Annotated in this window: 17 protein-coding genes; 7 read left to right on the top strand and 10 right to left on the bottom strand. The window is 65.1% G+C overall.

The annotated features are described in order from the left end of the window. Positions 1–2: 2 nt before the first annotated feature. The 6 genes from CAG44_RS11530 to CAG44_RS11505 form a co-directional block, all read right to left on the bottom strand. Positions 3–1,067 (bottom strand): imelysin family protein, encoded by a 1,065-nt coding sequence (locus CAG44_RS11530; RefSeq protein WP_085692168.1) that lies wholly within the window; start codon positions 1,065–1,067, stop codon positions 3–5. Between the two features lie 20 nt (positions 1,068–1,087). Then, positions 1,088–2,515, bottom strand: coding sequence for a di-heme oxidoredictase family protein (locus tag CAG44_RS11525; protein ID WP_025340521.1), 1,428 nt, complete (start codon positions 2,513–2,515; stop codon positions 1,088–1,090). A 266-nt stretch (positions 2,516–2,781) separates the two neighbouring features. Further along, positions 2,782–4,119 (bottom strand): imelysin family protein, encoded by a 1,338-nt coding sequence (locus CAG44_RS11520; RefSeq protein ID WP_085692167.1) that lies wholly within the window; start codon positions 4,117–4,119, stop codon positions 2,782–2,784. A gap of 158 nt (positions 4,120–4,277) precedes the next feature. Continuing rightward, positions 4,278–6,332 carry a bifunctional diguanylate cyclase/phosphodiesterase gene (locus CAG44_RS11515; protein ID WP_085592090.1) on the bottom strand — a complete coding sequence of 685 codons (2,055 nt, stop codon included), beginning with the start codon at positions 6,330–6,332 and terminating at the stop codon, positions 4,278–4,280. 329 nt (positions 6,333–6,661) lie between these two features. Then, positions 6,662–7,258, bottom strand: coding sequence for a superoxide dismutase (locus tag CAG44_RS11510; RefSeq protein ID WP_013974076.1), 597 nt, complete (start codon positions 7,256–7,258; stop codon positions 6,662–6,664). Positions 7,259–7,567: 309 nt separating this feature from the next. Then, the gene (locus tag CAG44_RS11505) at positions 7,568–8,167 is read right to left on the bottom strand and encodes a LysE/ArgO family amino acid transporter (RefSeq protein WP_085592088.1); all 600 of its coding nucleotides are present in this window, start codon (positions 8,165–8,167) and stop codon (positions 7,568–7,570) included. A 97-nt stretch (positions 8,168–8,264) separates the two neighbouring features. On the opposite strand from CAG44_RS11505, the gene CAG44_RS11500 reads away from it, so the two are divergent. The 3 genes from CAG44_RS11500 to CAG44_RS11490 all read left to right on the top strand — a co-directional run bounded on the left by CAG44_RS11500 (position 8,265) and on the right by CAG44_RS11490 (position 11,157). Then, complete coding sequence (locus CAG44_RS11500; protein WP_054573319.1) at positions 8,265–9,155, top strand: LysR family transcriptional regulator ArgP; 891 nt, start codon at positions 8,265–8,267, stop codon at positions 9,153–9,155. Positions 9,156–9,204: 49 nt separating this feature from the next. Beyond that, a complete protein-coding gene (locus tag CAG44_RS11495) occupies positions 9,205–10,200 on the top strand; it encodes an NAD(P)-dependent oxidoreductase (protein ID WP_085614284.1) in 996 nt (331 codons plus the stop codon). A gap of 87 nt (positions 10,201–10,287) precedes the next feature. Next, the gene (locus CAG44_RS11490) at positions 10,288–11,157 is read left to right on the top strand and encodes an ATPase (RefSeq protein ID WP_085664401.1); all 870 of its coding nucleotides are present in this window, start codon (positions 10,288–10,290) and stop codon (positions 11,155–11,157) included. 108 nt (positions 11,158–11,265) lie between these two features. Here the strand turns inward: CAG44_RS11490 and CAG44_RS11485 are convergent, their stop codons facing one another. Together CAG44_RS11485 and CAG44_RS11480 are read right to left on the bottom strand one after the other, a co-directional pair. Then, the gene (locus CAG44_RS11485; protein WP_013974072.1) at positions 11,266–12,315 is read right to left on the bottom strand and encodes an alkene reductase; all 1,050 of its coding nucleotides are present in this window, start codon (positions 12,313–12,315) and stop codon (positions 11,266–11,268) included. Between the two features lie 17 nt (positions 12,316–12,332). After that, positions 12,333–12,635 carry a helix-turn-helix transcriptional regulator gene (locus CAG44_RS11480; protein WP_003258229.1) on the bottom strand — a complete coding sequence of 101 codons (303 nt, stop codon included), beginning with the start codon at positions 12,633–12,635 and terminating at the stop codon, positions 12,333–12,335. Between the two features lie 149 nt (positions 12,636–12,784). Here CAG44_RS11480 and CAG44_RS11475 point away from each other — a divergent pair, with 149 nt between their 5' ends. Beyond that, a complete protein-coding gene (locus CAG44_RS11475; RefSeq protein ID WP_085592081.1) occupies positions 12,785–13,369 on the top strand; it encodes an ACP phosphodiesterase in 585 nt (194 codons plus the stop codon). 122 nt (positions 13,370–13,491) lie between these two features. On the opposite strand, the gene CAG44_RS11470 is transcribed toward CAG44_RS11475, so the two are convergent. Continuing rightward, on the bottom strand, positions 13,492–14,280 hold the full coding sequence (locus CAG44_RS11470) for a lysophospholipid acyltransferase family protein (RefSeq protein WP_085692166.1): 789 nt from the start codon (positions 14,278–14,280) through the stop codon (positions 13,492–13,494). After that, positions 14,280–15,035 (bottom strand): L-ornithine N(alpha)-acyltransferase, encoded by a 756-nt coding sequence (gene olsB, locus CAG44_RS11465; protein WP_015271672.1) that lies wholly within the window; start codon positions 15,033–15,035, stop codon positions 14,280–14,282. The genes CAG44_RS11470 and olsB overlap by 1 nt, the downstream gene beginning before the upstream one ends. 160 nt (positions 15,036–15,195) lie before the next feature. Here olsB and CAG44_RS11460 point away from each other — a divergent pair, with 160 nt between their 5' ends. The 3 genes from CAG44_RS11460 (at position 15,196) to CAG44_RS11450 (ending at position 17,633) form a co-directional block, all read left to right on the top strand. Next, positions 15,196–16,083 (top strand): acyl-CoA dehydrogenase, encoded by an 888-nt coding sequence (locus CAG44_RS11460; protein WP_085592079.1) that lies wholly within the window; start codon positions 15,196–15,198, stop codon positions 16,081–16,083. Positions 16,084–16,257: 174 nt separating this feature from the next. Continuing rightward, positions 16,258–17,340 carry a serine hydrolase gene (locus tag CAG44_RS11455; RefSeq protein WP_085692165.1) on the top strand — a complete coding sequence of 361 codons (1,083 nt, stop codon included), beginning with the start codon at positions 16,258–16,260 and terminating at the stop codon, positions 17,338–17,340. Next, positions 17,337–17,633: an amidase gene (locus CAG44_RS11450; RefSeq protein WP_085692164.1), complete on the top strand. Its 297-nt coding sequence runs from the start codon at positions 17,337–17,339 to the stop codon at positions 17,631–17,633. The genes CAG44_RS11455 and CAG44_RS11450 overlap by 4 nt, the downstream gene beginning before the upstream one ends. Positions 17,634–17,651: the final 18 nt, after the last annotated feature.

The following is a 17,651-nucleotide window of genomic DNA, read 5'->3' as shown; positions in this document are numbered from 1 at the left end:
GATCAGTCACCGTCGTTGGCATTGAAGCCCAGCTGGATGTTCAACGCCTTGGCCAGCTCGCCTTCGTGCAGGCGGTGGACGGCGTTGAGGCTGTCGTAGATCTGGTTCAGGGTTTGCTGGCCGGCGTCGTCGGCCAGCAGCTCGCCCAGGGTCTTCTGGTTGGCGGCCAGCAGTTTGAGCGAGGCAGCGTAGGCGGCATCGATCTTGTCCGCCAGGGCTTTCTGATCGCTGGACAGCAAGCCGCGCAGGCCTTGGTTGTCGACCCCGACCCAGACCGCTTCGGCGGCCTTGAGGCTGGCCTCCAGGCTCTTGAGCGAGCTGTGGCTGCGCCAGGCTTCGGCCTGCAGTGGCTGCGGGATACCCTTGCTCTGGCGGCCCATCGGCGCACCGAGCTTTTTCTTCAGGCTGTCCAGGGCGGTGACCTGAGCGCGCAACAGGTCGGCGATGGCCTCGTGGGAGTCGGCGTAGCGCTGGTTGGGGAACTTGGTCATCTGCGAGAGCATGCCGTCGGTGCTGTTCCAGCCCTTGAGGATCTCTTCGGCCAGGGCCTTCTGGTGTTCAGCAATGGCCACCAGCAACGGGCAGTAGCGAGCTTTCTGCTCGGCTGTGGCGATGTCCGGCTTGCTGTCGAACAGGATGTACTCGTAGGCCGACAGGCCACGTACCACCACGCTGGCCTTGCCAAGGGCCGCGGCATCGACCGGCTGGTCGGCGTTGACCAGCTGCTCGACCTGGCGGCCGACCAGGTTCTTCTTGTCGGGCCAGAACTGTACCTGCCAGGCGCGGTTGCCTTCGGCCAGCGGGCCGACCAGCAGCGGTTGCAGCTCGGCCCAGGCCTTTTGCGCGTTGAGGAAGTCGGCACGGGCCTTGTCCAGGGTTTCCTTGCCTTCGCAGTAGGCCAGGGCGCTGGCGGCCAGCGTGCGGTCGGCTTCGACCCAGCGGCTGTAGGTGGGCAGGATCACCTGCTTGGCGATGGCAGCGGAGGTCACGGCTTGCGGGTCCTGCGGCGAGCAGGCGCCGAGGGCGAGTGCGGCGAGGCTGGTGAACAACAGTTTGGGTCGGAACATGCCCGGCTCCTTTGCGCTTTTTAAAGTGAGTTCAGGAAAGCCAGCAACGCGGCACGCTGCTCGGCATTGAAAGTGAGTACGAAATTGCGTGCCGCCTCGGCCTCGCCACCGTGCCAGAGCACGGCTTCGAGCAGGTTGCGGGCGCGGCCGTCGTGCAGGAACTGGCTGTGGCCACTGACCGTTTCGCTCAGGCCGATGCCCCACAGTGGCGGGGTGCGCCAGTCCTGGCCGTTGGCGGCAAATTCGGTGCGCTCGTCGGCCAGGCCCGGGCCCATGTCATGCAGCAGCAGGTCGCTGTAGGGACGGATCAGCTGGTTGGCCAGCTCCGGCTCGGCGGCATTGGCGGCGGTGGTGAACTGCGGTGTATGGCAGCCCTGGCAGCCGGCCTGGTAGAACAGGTTCTTGCCTGCCAGTACCTGCGGCGAGCCCACGTCGCGGCGGGCCGGCACGGCCAGGTTGCGGGTGTAGAAGGTGACCAGGCGCAGGATGTTGTCGCTGACTTCCTTCTCGCCATTGGCACCGTCCCCGTTGGGCGCGGCCAGGCAGTCGGCCTGCGCCGGGGTACAGTCGTCGTTGGGCTGCAGGGTGGTGGTCAGGCCCATGTCGCCGGCAAAGGCGTGCACGTTCTGCTGGTTGACGTTGGGCTGCCCGGCCTTCCAGCCGAAGCGGCCGACCACGGTCTTGCCCTGGGCGTCGTCCCACACCCGGTTGGCCCGGCCGCGGATGCCGTCGCGGTTGCGGTCATCCGGGTCTTCGTTGGCCAGCAGATCGGCTTCGGGGATGGCTTCGAGCAGGCCCAGGCCGATCATTGGCGGCGCCACCCGCGCCGAAAAGCGCGTGTCGGGGTGCATCACGCCATAGCCGAGTTGGGTGATCTGCAGGGCCGGCTTGCGCAGCTCGACCTGGTGGCCGTCCTCGAACGACACCGTTTCGCTGGTGTAGCTCACCCGCACCTTGCCTTCCGGCGTCACGCCGGGGATGGCCATGTCCTGCAGCTGGGTGCCATAGACCGGCTCCGGCACCACGCCGAGGCGTTCGACCACCTTGGCCAGGTAGGGCTGGTCGGGGATCGACAGGCGTACCAGCATCGATACGGCGTTGCTGTCGCCCGGCTCTGGCGGGTGGCCGCGGCCGTCGCGCACGTGGCAGTTCTGGCAGGCATTGGTGTTGAACAGCGGGCCCAGGCCGTCACGGGCGGTGGTGGTGGACGGGGCGATCACCCAGGGGTTGCGGAAGAAGCTGTTGCCTACGGCGAAGTCCAGGCGCCGCTCGGGCGAGAGGTTGGCCGAGGGCAGGGAATAGGCATTGCGGTCAGTGCGCTGCACGGTGGCTTTGCCGCCCGACAACGCTTCGCCGGGCTCGGCCTGGGTGAAACGCGGGGCGTCGTCACAGGCGGCGAGGGCAAAGGCCAGCAGCAGGGGGGAGAGTCGGGACAGCGACAAGGACATCGAGAATCCTGGGCGTGAGCGAAAAACCGGCGTGCAAGCTTAGCAGGGTGAGGGAGTTTGAATAAGAGCAATTTGCAATTGCTGGATGAAATCGGTGTCAGTTGGCCATGGTCTGTGGTTGCCTGGTCGGGCCCTATCGCCGGCAAGCCAGCTCCCACAGGTACTTCACAGCCCTTGAGCCCTGTGGGAGCTGGCTTGCCGGCGATAGGGCCGGAAGCAAAAAAGGCGACCCGAAGGCCGCCTCTTTCAGAACCTCTACAGCAGGATCAGAACTCGTGATCCGCGGTATCCGGGTTCAGGTTGGCAATGCCCAGCTTGCCCGCGGCCTGCTCGATCGCACCGGTCTGCTTGACCAGGGAGGCGATGGCGTCACGCACGATCTGGTTGCCGGCTGCGTTGTCGGCAGCGATCAGCTGGTCGTAGTGCTCGCCCTTGAGGGCGTGGTCGACGATCACCTGGATCTTGGCTTCGGTGGCTTCCAGGTCGGCCTTGAGGGTGGCGTCGGCGGCCGGGTCTACCTTGGCCACCAGCGACGACAGGCTCGGGCCGGTCACCTTGCTGCCGTCCGGGCGGGTGTACTCGCCCAGGTAGACGTTGCGGATGCCCTTGGCGTCGTAGAAGTGCGAGTAGTGGGTGTTGTCGCTGAAGCAGTCGTGCTCGTCTTCCGGCGAGTTGGCTTCCAGCGAAACCTTCATGCGTTCGCCAGCCAGTTCGCCCAGCGACAGGCTGCCCATGCCGAACAGCATCTTGCGCAGGCCGTCGTTGACCGACTCGGCTTCCAGCTTGGCGCGGTAGTTGTCGGCGACGTTCGGTGCCCAGTTGCCGACCATCTCTTCGAGGTCCTTGACCAGCAGGTCGGTGACCGCTTTCAGGTAGGCACGGCGGCGCTCATTGTGGCCACCGGTGGCGCCCTTGCCTTCCAGGTAGTCCGACGCCGGACGGTTGCCCGCGCCCGGGCCGGTGCCGTTCAGGTCCTGGCCCCAGAGCAGGAACTCGATGGCGTGGTAGCCGGTGGCGACGTTGGCCTCGGAGCCGCCCAGTTCGTTCAGGCTGGCCAGCTTCTCGGGGGTGATGTCCTTGACGTCGATCTTCTCTTCGCCCACCTGGATCTCGGTGTTGGCGATGATGTTGGCGTTGGCCGCCGGGTTGCCCAAGGCGTGCTCATAGCTCTTGTCGACGTAGTCGATCAGGCCTTCGTCCAGCGGCCAGGCGTTCACCTGGCCTTCCCAGTCGTCGATGATGGTGTTGCCGAAGCGGAAGGCTTCGCTCTGCAGGTACGGTACGCGCGAGGCGACCCAGGCTTCTTTGGCTGCCTTCAGGGTTTCGTCGTTGGGCTTGGCCAGGAACGCGTCGACTGCGGTCTGCAGGGTCTTGGCGGTGCTCAGCGAGTCGCTGTACACGGCGTAGACCAGCTCGGCGTAATGTTTGACCACGGCTTTGCCGGCGGCTTCGTCGACAGCCCCGGGCGCCGCAGCGGTGGTGCTGGCGGCAGCAGGTGCCTGGGCTTGCGGCGCGGCGGCCTTGTCGTCCTTGCCTTCACCGCAACCGGCGAGAGCGATGGCAATGGCCAGCAGACTGGCGGAGGCCAGAGGCATTCGAATCATTATTGGTTTTCCTGCGTCGTGTGGTTGGACCAAGGGGTGGACCGTGCGCCGTGGCACGCGAAACCGCAACATCATGCGAAAGATTTGCATTTGCTGTAAAGGGGGCGGGCATGCAATTCGTGTAAATGCCGGTCACGGCCTGTAACCGGGCAGGCGGCTCAGAACATCGAAACCTGGTTTCGCTGTGCCTGCTTGAGGAAGTTGGTCAGCTCACGGGCCGACAGCGGCTTGCTGTAGTGGTAGCCCTGGCCCTCGTGGCAGCCCTGGGCGACGATGTAGGTTTCCTGTTCGGCGGTTTCCACGCCCTCGGCGATCACCTGCATCCCCAGGCTCTTGCCCAGCTGGATGATGGCGCGAACGATGGTGGCGTCGTCATCGTCGTCCAGCAGGTCCTGGACGAAGCTCTTGTCGATCTTGATCTTGTCCAGCGGCAGCGATTTCAGGTAGCTGAGCGATGAGTAGCCGGTGCCGAAGTCGTCGATGGCAATCAGTGCTCCGGAGCGGCGCAGGCTCAGCAGGTGCTGGGCGGCGGTGCTGATGTCTTCCATCAGGCCGGTCTCGGTGACTTCCAGCTCCAGGCTGCGCGGCGGCAGGCGATAGGCCTGCAGCAGGTTGTTGACCACCCGCGGCAGTTCGTTGTGGTGCAGCTGCACGGTCGACAGGTTGACCGCCATGCGCAGCTCGCTGAAGCCCATGTCGTGCCATTCGCGCAATTGCCGGCAGGCCTGGTCGAGCACCCATTCGCCGATGCTGATGATGCTGCCGTTCTGTTCAGCCAGGGGGATGAACTGATCTGGCGGCACCATGCCCAGCTCCGGGTGCTGCCAGCGCAGCAATGCCTCGACACCGACCACGCGGTGGTCGCGGTAGCTGATCTGTGGCTGGTACACCAGGTACAGCTGGTTGCGCGGCAGGGCTTCGCGCAGGTCCTTTTCCAGCTCGCGACGGCGGCGCATCTCGCTGTCGACGCTGGCGATGTAGAACTGGTAGCGGTTGCGCGAACGGGCCTTGGCCAGGGTCATGGTCTGTTCGGCTTTCTGCAGCAGCTTCTCGGTGCTGTCGCCGTCTTCCGGGAACAGGGTGATGCCGATGGTGGCGCGCAGGCGGATCTGCTGGTGGTGGTCGAGGTCGAACGGCACTTCCAGGTCGTCGAGGATACTCTGCGCCAGTTCGGCCGCCTCGTAGGGCTGCTCGATATTGGCCTGCACCAGGGCGAACTGGTCACCACCCAGGCGTGCCAGGGCGCCCAGGCGGCCACTGTGGGCGCGCAGGCGGTCGGCCAAGGCCAGCAGCAACTGGTCGCCGACCTGGTAGCTGAACTGCTCGTTGATGCCCTTGAAGTCGTCCAGGCCTACGCACAGTACCGCCACGCGGTGTTGCAGGCGGCCGCCGTCGACCAGGATCTTGTCCAGTTGCTGCTGCAGCTGCTGGCGGTTGGGCAGGCCGGTGAGGAAGTCGTACTGGGCCATGCGTTGCAGGCTGTTTTCCGCCTCGTGGCGCAGATGGGTGTTGCGCTCGATCGAGGCCAGCAACTGGTTGGCGGTATTTACCCAAAGGCCCAGCTCGTTCTTCTCGTGGCCCTTGAGCAGCGGCAGCTGGTGCTGGCTGGGGCGGTCGGGGTTGATCTGGGTGAGGTGCTCGATGATCTTCGACAGCGGTTTGGTCAGCAGCCAGTGGTAGACCAGGTACAGCACCAGGCCCATGGCCAGGGCCCGCAGCACACCGGAGATGAAGATGATCACGGCGTTGATCAGGAAATCTTCGCCGTAGGACGAGGTGTCCAGGGTGATGCTCAGGTCGCCGTAGTATTCGCTGTAGGGGCCGCGGCCGACCAGTTGCGTGGTGTAGGTACGTTCCTGGCCGAGGATCAGGTCGGTCAGCCAGCGCATGGACATGTCCTGCAACGGGCGGGACTTTTCCGCCAGCATGGTTTCGTTGGGGTGGCCGATGGAGGCCATGCGTACCGATTCGTCCTGGAACAGGCCTTCCATCACCTGCATGCCCATTTCGCGGTCGAGGCTGTATACCGCCTGGGTCGAGGGGTCGCGGAACATGTCGAGGATGCGCTGGGCATCGTTGTTCACGGCCTGGCGGGTCTTGTAGGTGTCGTAGACGATTTGCGCACAGCTGAGCACGACACCGACCGCTAGCGCCGACAGCAGCACGACCCTGAGCAACTTGACCGACAAGCTGTTCCGCAATTCCAGCTTCAATGGGGTTTCCTTAATCCATGCGCATGGCATCATTTTGCCATCAACGATGACGATACACTATCGGCCGACCATCAATAGTGTATCGGTTGCCTGACCCCGCAACTTGAATGCGCTGTAACAATCTTCCAGAGGTTTGATGTTAGCGTGCTATGCGGGCTGAGCAAGCAAAACCGTGCTGGCTTTTTCGCGGGTAAACCCGCTCCCACAGGGATAGCATCAAGTCCACAAGCTGCGCCGTACCTGTGGGAGCGGGTTCACCCGCGAAGAGGCCGGTACAGGCATAAAAAAACCCGGCACCGGGCCGGGTTTTTCGTTCAGGGCTGAATGACTCAGGCCTTGAAGGTCTTGCCTTCGAACTGTTCGGCAACGAAGGCCCAGTTGACCAGGTTCCAGAACGCCTCGACGTACTTCGGACGCAGGTTGCGGTAGTCGATGTAGTAGGCGTGTTCCCAGACGTCGCAGGTCAGCAGCGGGGTGTCGCCGCTGGTCAGCGGGCAGCCGGCGCCGATGGTGCTGGCCAGGGCCAGGGAACCGTCAGCCTTCTTCACCAGCCAGCCCCAGCCGGAACCGAAGGTGCCAACCGAAGTCTTGGTGAACTCTTCCTTGAACTTGTCGAAGGAACCGAAAGCGGCGTTGATGGCGTCAGCCAGGGCACCGGTCGGCTGGCCACCGGCGTTTGGTGCCAGGCAGTTCCAGTAGAAGGTGTGGTTCCAGACTTGAGCGGCGTTGTTGAAGATGCCGCCCGAAGAGCTCTTGACGATCTCTTCCAGGGTCTTGCCTTCGAATTCGGTGCCTGGGACCAGGTTGTTCAGGTTCACGACATAGGTGTTGTGGTGCTTGTCGTGGTGATACTCCAGGGTTTCCTTGGAGATGTGCGGCTGCAGGGCATCGTGGGCGTACGGCAGCGGCGGCAATTCAAAAGCCATGGTGGATCTCCTGATTCAGGTCTGTTTGCGGTTTGCGCAAGGCCGATCACGGGCGGCCCGATGAGCGTCGGCGAGTTTGTACTCTTTGCGACGCAAGGGCTGGATCATAGCACCGGGCCCGGCGCATAACCACGCAACAAAGATAGGGAATAGAGGTTCCAGAGCGGTTGGGGCGTGCCGACCAGTGGCGTCAGCTATTGCCTGCAAGGGCCTCATCACCGGCAAGCCAGCTCCCACAGGGATATCACCGACCTCAGGCCTGGTGATATCCCTGTGGGAGCTGGCTTGCCGGCGATAGGGCCCTTGAGGTCAGTTGAAGATCAACTGCGCCGCCACCGCGAACATCATCACCGCCACCATCAGGTCGAGCATGCGCCAGGTCGCCGGCCGGGCCAGCCACGGTGCCAGCCAGGCCGCACCGATCGCCAGGGTCGAGAACCACAGCAGCGAGGCGCTGGCAGCGCCGGCCACGTAGGCGCCAGGCGCAGCCTGCTGGGCGCCCAGCGAGCCGATCAGCAGCACCGTGTCGAGGTATACGTGCGGGTTCAGCAGGGTCACCGCCAGGGCGCTGAGCAGTACCGCGCGGCGTGAGCGCGCACCCTGGCCTTGCTGGTGTTGCAGGCTCTGCCTGGAGCAGGCGCTGCGCAAAGCCTTGGCGCCGTACCAGATCAGGAACACCGCACCGCCCCAGCGGGCGACCGCCAGCAACGTCGGGTTGTGCGCCAGCACGGTGGCCAGGCCGAACACTCCGGCCGCCACCAGGATGGCGTCACAGACGATGCACAGTGCCGCCACCGGCAAATGATGCTCGCGGCGCAAGCTCTGGGCGAGGACGAAAGCGTTCTGTGCACCGATGGCCATGATCAGGCCGAAGGCCACGAGCATGCCGTTGAGATAGCTTTGCCACATGGCGTGCTCTCCAAAGAGTCCAAAAGATGCTGGTCATTGTGATGAACCACGCTGTATAAGAAAAACAAATAGAGCTGATCCGTCATTAGGAAAATCGATGTTCGACTACAAGCTGCTGGCCGCCCTTGCCGCGGTGATCGAGCAGGGCGGTTTCGAACGCGCGGCGCAGGTGCTGGGCTTGTCGCAGTCGGCCATCTCCCAGCGCATCAAGCTGCTCGAGGCGCGGGTCGGCCAGCCGGTGCTGGTGCGTGCCACACCGCCAAGCCCGACCGAAGTCGGCCGCCAGTTGCTCAACCATGTGCAGCAGGTGCGCCTGCTCGAACGCGACCTGCAGCGCCAGGTGCCGGCGCTGGACGAGGAGGGCATGCCGGAGCGCCTGCGCATCGCCCTCAACGCCGACAGCCTGGCTACCTGGTGGGCCGGCGCAGTGGGCAACTTCTGCGCACAGCAGAACGTGCTGACCGACCTGGTGGTGGAAGACCAGGAAGTGGGCCTGAAACGCATGCGTGCGGGCGAAGTGGCGGCCTGCCTGTGTGGCAGCGAGCGGCCGGTCGCCGGCGCGCGCAGCCTGCCGCTGGGCGCCATGCGCTACCGGGCGCTGGCCAGCCCCGGGTTCATGGCGCGGCATTTTCCGCAGGGCTTCGCTGCCAGCCGCCTGGCCCGTACCCCGGCGATCGTGTACGGCCCGGACGACTTCCTGCAACACCGCTACCTGGCATCGCTGGGCATCGAGGATGGCTTCCTGCACCACTTGTGCCCGTCGTCCGAAGGCTTCCTGCGCATGACCGAAGCCGGCCTGGGCTGGGGCCTGGTGCCGGAACTGCAGGCTCGCGAGCAACTGGCCAGCGGCCAGTTGGTGGAAATCTGCAGCGATACCCCCATCGATGTGCCGCTGTACTGGCATCATTGGCGCAATGGCGGGCAACTGCTCGCGCAACTGACCGACCACCTGCGGCACACCGCACGGCAATGGCTGGTGCCCTTGTAGCCACGGCTGGCGTCAGTTGCATCTGAAATCTGGCAAGACGGAGTCTTACATGCGAATTCTGGTCACCGGCGCGAGTGGCTTCATTGGCGGGCGCTTTGCGCGCTTTGCCCTGGAGCAGGGCCTGGACGTGCGGGTCAGCGGCCGTCGAGCCGAAGGGGTCGAGCACCTGGTCAAGCGCGGCGCCCAGTTCATCCCCGGCGACCTGGGTGATGCCGAGCTGGCACGCCGCCTGTGCCAGGGCGTCGAGGCGGTGGTGCACTGCGCTGGCGCAGTGGGCAACTGGGGGCGCTACCAGGACTTCTATCAAGGCAATGTGGTGGTCACCGAAAACGTGGTCGAGGGCTGCTTGAAGGAGCACGTACGGCGGCTGGTACACCTGTCGTCGCCGTCGATCTACTTCAATGGCCGCTCGCGCCTGGACATCCGGGAAGAGCAGGTGCCGCGCCGCTTCCATGACCACTACGGGCAGACCAAGCACATGGCCGAGCAGAAAGTGTTCGGTGCCCAGGAGTTCGGCCTCGAGGTGCTGGCGCTGCGCCCGCGCTTCGTCACTGGCGCCGGCGATGCCAGTATCTTCCCGCGGCTGATGCAGATGCAGCGCAAGGGGCGTGTGGCGATCATCGGCAACGGCCTGAACAAAGTCGATTTCACCAGCGTGCACAACCTCAACGAAGCGCTGCTCAGTGCCCTGTTCGCCGACGACCGGGCGCTGGGCCAGGCCTATAACATCAGCAACGGCCAGCCGCTGCCGCTGTGGGACGTGGTCAACTACGTGATGCGCCAGATGCAGTTGCCGCAGGTTACCCGCTACCGTTCCTACGGCCTGGCCTACAGCCTGGCCGCGCTGAACGAGGCGGCCTGCATGTTGTGGCCGGGGCGCCCGCAACCGACCCTGTCGCGCCTGGGGATGCAGGTGATGAGCCGCGATTTCACCCTGGATATCAGCCGCGCCCGGCAGTACCTGGACTACCAGCCCAAGGTCAGCCTGTGGACGGCGCTGGATGAATTCTGTGCCTGGTGGAAGCACCAGCCGCCGGGGCAGTGAAGCCTCTCGGCTGACAATGGTCATCAACGCGCTGCGCTGGCGGTTTATACTCGTGCCTCTTTGCGACTACCGCGGTTGAATGTATCCATGCGTAACCATGCTCACGATGACTACGATGACGTGCCTAGCCTGCGGGCCGGCACCCATGACGATGACGAACTGATGCCGGCGCACGTGGTGCGCAGCCGCCAGAAAGCCGCTCGCGGTGCCAGCACGGCGCCGCTGTGGGCATTGCTCGGGGCCTCGTTCATCGCCTTGGCGGGCCTTGGCTGGTGGAGCTTCCAGCAGATCTCGCTGATGGAGCAGCAACTGGTGGCGACCCAGGAAAGCTTCGCCCGCATCAGCGAAGAGGCTGCCGGGCGCCTGCAGGCGATCAGCGGCAAGGTGGCAGCCAGCGAATCCGGCGCCACTACCAACAGCGAGGCGTTGAAGCTGCAGCTGCGCCAGTTGCAGAAGGGTGTGGCCGGGCAGACCGGCGACCTGGGCAAGCGCCTGGAGCAGGTACTGGCCGATACCCGTGAACAGCAGAAGGTCGTGACCCAGCTGCAAACCCAGTTGCAGGCGCAGCTCAAGGCGGTGAATGGCGAGCTGGCCGCGTTGCGCTCGGGGCAGGTCGATGGTGGCAAGCTGGATACGCAGTTCAAGGGCCTGAACGAACAGGTTGCTGCGCTGAAGGCCGCGCAGGCTGATGGCGCCAAGCTGGACGGGCAGCTCAAGAGCCTGGGCAACGAGGTGGCAGCGCTGAAGAAGCAGGGTAACCCGAGCGCGGCCATCCAGGACCTGGAGCAGGACATCCTGGTGCTCAAGAGCCAGATCGACAACCGCCCGGCCGCGGCGGCGTCCAGTGGTGCTTCGGTGCAGGAATTCGACGCCTTCCGGGCGCAGACGACCCGCAACCTGAATACCTTGCAGAGCCAGATCCAGAACCTGCAGCAGCAGATCAATGCCCGGCCGTGAGATCACCTGAGCCTTCTTCGCGGGCACGCCCGCTCCCACAGGTACAGCGACAAGCTTGAGGATTGTGCTGACCCTGTGGGAGCGGGCGTGCCCGCGAATGGCCCTGAATCACAACCGCGGATAATCGATGTACCCCACCGGCCCCTTGCCATAGAAAGTCTCCGGCCGCGCCTCGTTCAACGGCGCATCCGCCGCCAGCCGCGCCGGCAGGTCAGGGTTGGCAATGAACGGCACGCCAAACGCCACGGCGTCGGCCTTGCCATTGGCCAGGGCTGCATTGGCACTGGCCTTGTCAAACCGCTCATTGACGATGTACGGGCCACCGAACGCTTCCTTGATCAGCGGGCCGATACTGTCATCGGCTTCCTTTTCCCGCGAGCAGATGAAGGCAATACCCCGCTTGCCCAGCTCACGGGCCACGTAGGTAAAGGTTTCGGCACGGTCGGCATCGCCCATGTCATGGGCATCGGCACGCGGCGCCAGGTGCACGCCCACGCGGTTTGCGCCCCACACCTCGATGGCCGCATCGGTCACTTCCAGCAGCAGCCGCGCACGGTTTTCCAGCGAGCCGCCGTAGCGGTCGGTGCGCTGGTTGGTGCTGCTCTGCAGGAACTGGTCGAGCAGGTAGCCGTTGGCACCGTGGATCTCCACGCCATCGAAACCGGCAGCCTTGGCATTCTCGGCACCGCTGCGGTAGGCCTCGACGATGTCGATGATTTCTTCGGTTTCCAGCGCGCGTGGGGTGGGGTAGTCGCTGAGCGGGCGCACCAGGCTTACATGGCCCTTGGGCTGGATCGCGCTGGGGGCAACCGGCAGCTCGCCGTTCAGGTAGCTGGGGTGGGAGATGCGGCCAACGTGCCACAGCTGCAGAAAGATGCGCCCGCCAGCGGCATGCACGGCCTTGGTCACATTGTTCCAGCCACGCACTTGCTCGTCGTTCCAGATACCAGGGGTATCCGGGTAGCCGACGCCCATGGCGCTGACCGAGGTCGCCTCGCTGAGGATCAGCCCGGCGCTGGCGCGCTGCACGTAGTACTCGGCCATCAGCGCATTGGGCACGCGGCCTTCGTCGGCCCGGCAGCGGGTGAGCGGGGCCATGATGATGCGGTTGGGCAGTTGCAGGTCGCCCAGGGTGATCGGATCGAAAAGCGTGGTCATGACGGTTACCTGCCTGTTCAGAGTGCTTGGCGCAGTTGTTCGAGAAACGCCTGGATAGTGGCTTCGTTGCGTTTGAAGAAGTGCCATTGGCCGATCTTCTGGCTGCTGATCAGCCCGGCGCGCTGCAGCGTGGCCAGGTGGGCGGAGACGGTCGACTGCGACAGGCCGCAGCGTTGGTCGATCTGCCCGGCACACACACCGTTCTCGGTGCTGTGGTACTGGTCGGGGAATTGCGTTGCCGGGTCCTTCAGCCAGCTGAGGATTTCTCGCCTGACCGGGTGGGCCAGCGCTTTTATGATTTCGTCGAGATCGAGAGGCATGGGTTGAGGCTCGTTGTAGCGGTATATCGCGATAGGGCGAAATGTAAATCGTGGATTACCGATATACAAATATGAAGAGGTTCTGAGCTGAGCACGAATCGCTATATCGCGTTATAACGATATAGGGGCTGCGGTGCTAGACTGCGCTCATGAACTACCTCGCACACCTGCACCTCGGCGGCCCGGCGCCGCAACAACTGCTTGGCAGCCTGTATGGCGACTTCGTCAAAGGCTCGCTGGAAGGGCGCTTCCCGCCTGCGCTGGAGGCGGCCATCCGGCTGCACCGGCATATCGACAGCTATACCGACCAGCACCCGTTGGTGCTGGCGGCACTGGCGCGCTTTCCGCGGGAGCGGCGGCGCTTTGCCGGCATTGTTCTGGATGTGTTTTTCGACCATTGCCTGGCCCGGCATTGGCGGGATTATGCCGAGCAGCCGCTGGCGCAGTTCACCGGGGACTTTTATCGGGTGTTGCTGGCGGAGCCCGAGTTGCCGGGGCGGCTGGCGCGGATTGCGCCGTTCATGGCGGCGGATGACTGGCTGGGGGCGTATGGCGACTTTGCCACGCTGGAGCAGGTGTTCAACGGCATTGCCCGGCGCTTGTCGCGGCCGGAGGGGATGGTTGGGGTGATGGGGGAGCTGGAGCGGCTGTATGAGCCATTGCTGGCGGACTTCAGGGAGTTTTATCCACAGTTGCAGGCGTTTGCAGCGGCTGGCCGGTTGTCTGGCAGTTAGTCCTGCGCTGGCTTCTTCGCGGGCCTGCCCGCTCCCACAGGTTGGCGCAGTTCTCAAGATATGCGCGGTCTCTGTGGGAGCGGGCAAGCCCGCGAAGAGGCCGGTACTGGCAGTGCAAGAATTCAGGCAGCCCGTGCTTGCCGCCGTGGCGCCAGCTCAACTTCTTCAACCCCGAACAACGCCAGGTGAATCGCCTGCTGCGCCTGCAACGCCAGCACCGCTCGCTCCTTGCCCACGCTGCCGATCGGCTGTAGCAGGTGAATGCATACCTCGCCCCGCGGCAGGGCAAACAGGCGAATCAGGTGCGACACCAGGTCATCGTCACCAATGAACGGTGCAATCGGGTCAATCTGGCCATCGCGCAGGTACTGGATAGCGACCGGCTGCACCGCCACGCCACGGTCGATGGCGCCTGCCAGCAGGCGACCATGGAAGGTGCGCAGGGTACGGCCGCTGGTGGTGGTGCCTTCCGGGAAGATCAGCAGCGGCCGGGCAAGGCCCAGCTGCCCGGCGATCTGTTCACGCAGGCGCTGGCTGTCGCCCCCGCCGCGGCGGATGAACAGGGTGCCGGCCTTTTCCGCCAGCCAGCCGGCCACCGGCCAGTGGCGCACTTCGGCCTTGGACAGGAACGACAGCGGCAGCAGCATGCCGAGCAGCGGGATATCGGTCCAGGACACGTGGTTGCTGACCCACAGCATCGGCCGCTGCGGCAGCTCGCCGACCACCCGCACATCGAAGGGCAGGGCCGCGACCAGGCGCTTCATGAACAGGCAGGTCCAGCGCTGGCGGCGCTCGATGGGCGCCTTGAACCCCAGGCGTTCGCCCAGGGCGATCACACTGGCCATCAGCATGCCCAGCAGCAGTACCAGCAGCAGTCGAGTCAGGCGGGCCATTACCCGCAGCTTCGGCATCAGACCGCTGCCTTGAAGTGGCGGGCGTAGCGTGGGCACAGTTCGTCGCGCTTGAGCAGGATGAACACATCGGCCACCTGGAAGTCTTCGTCCCAGCACGGCTCGCCGCAGATCTTCGCGCCCAGGCGCATGTACGCCTTGAGCAACGGTGGCATTTCGGCGATGACGTTGTTCGGCAGGGCCAGGTTGGGCAACGGGTTCTTCGGCTCGGCGCGCAGGTGCTCGGTGCACAGGTAGCGGTCACGCAGGCGCTGCATCACCGCGTGGGCCTGCACCCCGCCATCCTGCATCGGGATGCTGGCGCAGCCCATCAGGTAGCTGTAGCGGCCTTCGTTGAGCACTTCGGCCAGTTCGCCCCAGAGCACGGCGATGGTGCCGCCGTTGCGGTAATCGGGGGCTACGCAGGTGCGGCCCAGCTCCAGGATCGGGCCCTGCAGCTGCAACAGGCCGTGCAGGCTGAATTCTTCTTCGCTATAGAAGCGGCCCAGGCTGCTGGCGGCCTGATGGTCGAGCAGGCGGGTGGTGGCAACCAGCTCGCCGGTGCTCAGGTCGCGTACGCCAATGTGGCGGCAGTGCACGTCGTAGTCGTCCATGTCCAGGCCTTGCTCGGCTCCTTTGAGCTTGGCCTTGAATTCGGCGCTGAACACTTTGTAGCGCAGGGCCTGGGCTTCCTGCAGGGCCGCGGCGCCAACCAGGCGTTCGGCTTGCAGACGGCGTTCGGTGCTGTTGTCGCCAGCGTGAGCGATCCGAGTCATTACGAGTCTCCATAAGCCAGCCATGAAGGGTTGCGGCCGGTCGGCTTTGTTGTGCAAAGTCAGCCTAGGTAGATGGGGTGTCACCCCTGTGAATCTTTGGTGATGCTTGCGTGACACCCCCTGAGCCTCAACTGAAAGCCCTTCAGCAAGGAGCCGACCGATGGCCTGGTTGCAACGACTCAACGACCCGCTTCGCCAAGCGCTGGCGGGCACCCTGGGCGAAACCTATGCCGCGCTGCTCGAACGCCTTGGCCCGGTTGCCCCGTTCGAACTGGCGGTGCGCGGCGGGCGCGCGATGGCCACCCCGGGCCTGGCCTTCCTGGTCGGCTACCAGGCCGCCTTGCGCGTGCTGTGGCCCAGTGCTCCACCGAGCCTTGGTGCCCTGTGCGCCACCGAGCGGCGCAGCGTGCGGCCGGCGGACATGCGCACGCGCCTGGACGGCTTGCGGCTGACCGGCAGCAAGGACTTCGTCACTGCCGGCCTGGAGGCGGAATGGCTGCTGGTGGCGGCGCGCTGCGAGGCGACGGGCGCGGCGCCGCAGTTGAACCTGGCGGTGGTCTACCCCGGGGAGCCAGGTGTGACGCTGGAAGCGCTACCGACCCTGCCGCTGATGCCGGAGGTGGGCCATGGGCGACTGGTGCTGGACCAGGCGGCGTGCGAGTTGCTGGCCGGTGATGGTTGGGATGCCTATGTGAAGCCGTTCCGTTCGCTGGAGGACTTGTATGTGCTTACGGCGTTGACGGCCTGGCTGTATGGCGTGGGGCAGGAGTGCGCCTGGCCGCAGGCCCTGCGCCTGCAGTTGCTTGGGCTGCTGGCCGGGTGTGCCGAAGGTAGCCGGCAGTGCGCCGATAGCGTTGGTTGCCATTTGTTGCTGGGGGGATTGTTTGCACAGTTCCAGGCGCTGCGAGGGGAGATCGATGCTGCGTTGGCGGCGGGGCCGGCGCAGTGGGCGCAGATCTGGCAGCGTGACCAGGGGGTGATGGCGCTGGCGGCGGCGGCGCGGGAGAAGCGGCTGAACAAGGCTTGGGCTGCTGCGGGATTGTCATGAATGCCTGATAGGTTTGTGTGATCCGATGAATCCTGGGGCCGCTTTGCGGCCCTTCGCGGGCTTGCCCGCTCCCACAGGTATGTCGCCTACCCCATGAATGGTGCGATCCCTGTAGGAGCGGGCGGGCCCGCGAAGGGCTGCAAGGCAGCCCCAAAAACGCGAGCCTGTACTGGGATGCTGAAAGGTCTGCTGCTGTTTTTTTGCATGGCCATGGCCCCTGCCAAGGCTGAGGTCTGGCCTGACCCTGACTGGCATGACGACCCTGCCCCCCTCGACTGGCAAGCCGTCGACGCCTACGCCTTCCCCACACACACCACCCCCGAACGCAGCGGCATCCGCACCGACGCCTTGCTGATCATCCGCGACGGCCGCATCCTCCACGAACGCTACGCCGCCCCCAGCACTGCCGCCACCGCCCACCTGACCTGGTCGATCAGCAAGAGCGTACTCGCCACGCTATTGGGCGTAGCCCAGGGCGAAGGCCGCTTCCAGCTGCAAGACCCGGTCACCCGCTTCTACCCGGCCATGCACGCCCATCCCGGCGTGCGCATGGCCGATCTGCTGCATTGGGCCAGCGGCCTGGACTGGCAGGAAGACTACGAGTACGCCCCGCTCAAGTCCTCGGTGGTGGCCATGCTGTATACCCGTGGCCGCGAGGACATGGCGGCCTATACGGCGGCGCGGGAAGCGGTGGCCAGCCCGGGCCAGCGGTTTCTCTATTCCAGTGGCGACAGCAACCTGCTGGCCGCCGCGTTGCGCGGCATGCTCGATGCCGGTCAGTACGCCGACTACCCCTGGCATGCACTGTTCACCCCGTTGGGAATCGACAGCGCGGTATGGGAGCGTGACCGCGCGGGTACCTATGTGGGTTCGTCCTACCTGTACCTCAGCGCTCGCGACCTGGCGCGCATCGGCCTGCTGATGCAGCGCGACGGGCGTTGGCAGGATCGGCAATTGCTGCCCAAGCCCTGGGTGGCTTTCAACCGCACGCCGTTTGCCGCGGCCCAAGCGCTGCCCGGCGAGGCCAACCCCGGTGGCCACTGGTGGCTCAACCAGCCGCTGGCCGGCGCTGCACGGCCTTGGCCGAGTGCACCCACAGACACCTATGCCGCCCTTGGCCACTGGGGCCAGGCGCTGTACGTGCTGCCCGCGCAAAAGCTGGTGATCGTGCGTTACGCCGATGACCGCGACGGCAGCTACCAGCACGACGAACTGCTCAAGCGGATACTCGCGGCGCTGGCCGGGGAGGGGGCATGAAGCGGGTGCTGCTGGTGGTGTTGCTGGGGCTGGTGTACTGGGCTTGGCACGAGCGCCAGGCCCTGGCGGACTTCCCCGGTATCCTTTCGGCCTACTCGGCCAAGGAATATTGCTCGTGCCGCTTCGTCATGGGGTTCGAGCCGGCGTATTGCCAAGGCTACGTGAAGCAATGGCTGCCGCTGAGCCTGCTGGAGGAAGACAGCCAAAAGCGGCAGGTTACCGCCGAAGGCCTGGGCCGTCGCAATCAGGCCACCTGGCAAGGCCCGCGCGAGGGCTGCCGCTTGCTGCCGTGAAGGCGGGCGGGTAAGGTT

Origin of the sequence: Pseudomonas sp. B13(2017) (genome assembly GCF_002113245.1) — a bacterium.
Classification (GTDB): Bacteria; Pseudomonadota; Gammaproteobacteria; order Pseudomonadales; family Pseudomonadaceae; genus Aquipseudomonas; species Aquipseudomonas putida_Z.
This window is presented reverse-complemented; position numbering and strand designations above follow the sequence as displayed.

Coding starts and splice junctions, on each gene's coding strand:
- CAG44_RS11475 (WP_085592081.1), top strand. CDS start 12,785: ATGAACTACCTCGCACACCTGCACCTCGGCGGCCCGGCGCCGCAACAA.
- CAG44_RS11460 (WP_085592079.1), top strand. CDS start 15,196: ATGGCCTGGTTGCAACGACTCAACGACCCGCTTCGCCAAGCGCTGGCG.
- CAG44_RS11510 (WP_013974076.1), bottom strand. CDS start 7,258: ATGGCTTTTGAATTGCCGCCGCTGCCGTACGCCCACGATGCCCTGCAG.
- CAG44_RS11525 (WP_025340521.1), bottom strand. CDS start 2,515: ATGTCCTTGTCGCTGTCCCGACTCTCCCCCCTGCTGCTGGCCTTTGCC.
- CAG44_RS11500 (WP_054573319.1), top strand. CDS start 8,265: ATGTTCGACTACAAGCTGCTGGCCGCCCTTGCCGCGGTGATCGAGCAG.
- CAG44_RS11530 (WP_085692168.1), bottom strand. CDS start 1,067: ATGTTCCGACCCAAACTGTTGTTCACCAGCCTCGCCGCACTCGCCCTC.
- CAG44_RS11520 (WP_085692167.1), bottom strand. CDS start 4,119: ATGATTCGAATGCCTCTGGCCTCCGCCAGTCTGCTGGCCATTGCCATC.
- CAG44_RS11470 (WP_085692166.1), bottom strand. CDS start 14,280: ATGCCGAAGCTGCGGGTAATGGCCCGCCTGACTCGACTGCTGCTGGTA.
- CAG44_RS11505 (WP_085592088.1), bottom strand. CDS start 8,167: ATGTGGCAAAGCTATCTCAACGGCATGCTCGTGGCCTTCGGCCTGATC.
- CAG44_RS11450 (WP_085692164.1), top strand. CDS start 17,337: ATGAAGCGGGTGCTGCTGGTGGTGTTGCTGGGGCTGGTGTACTGGGCT.
- CAG44_RS11480 (WP_003258229.1), bottom strand. CDS start 12,635: ATGCCTCTCGATCTCGACGAAATCATAAAAGCGCTGGCCCACCCGGTC.
- CAG44_RS11490 (WP_085664401.1), top strand. CDS start 10,288: ATGCGTAACCATGCTCACGATGACTACGATGACGTGCCTAGCCTGCGG.
- CAG44_RS11485 (WP_013974072.1), bottom strand. CDS start 12,315: ATGACCACGCTTTTCGATCCGATCACCCTGGGCGACCTGCAACTGCCC.
- CAG44_RS11495 (WP_085614284.1), top strand. CDS start 9,205: ATGCGAATTCTGGTCACCGGCGCGAGTGGCTTCATTGGCGGGCGCTTT.
- olsB (WP_015271672.1), bottom strand. CDS start 15,035: ATGACTCGGATCGCTCACGCTGGCGACAACAGCACCGAACGCCGTCTG.
- CAG44_RS11455 (WP_085692165.1), top strand. CDS start 16,258: ATGCTGAAAGGTCTGCTGCTGTTTTTTTGCATGGCCATGGCCCCTGCC.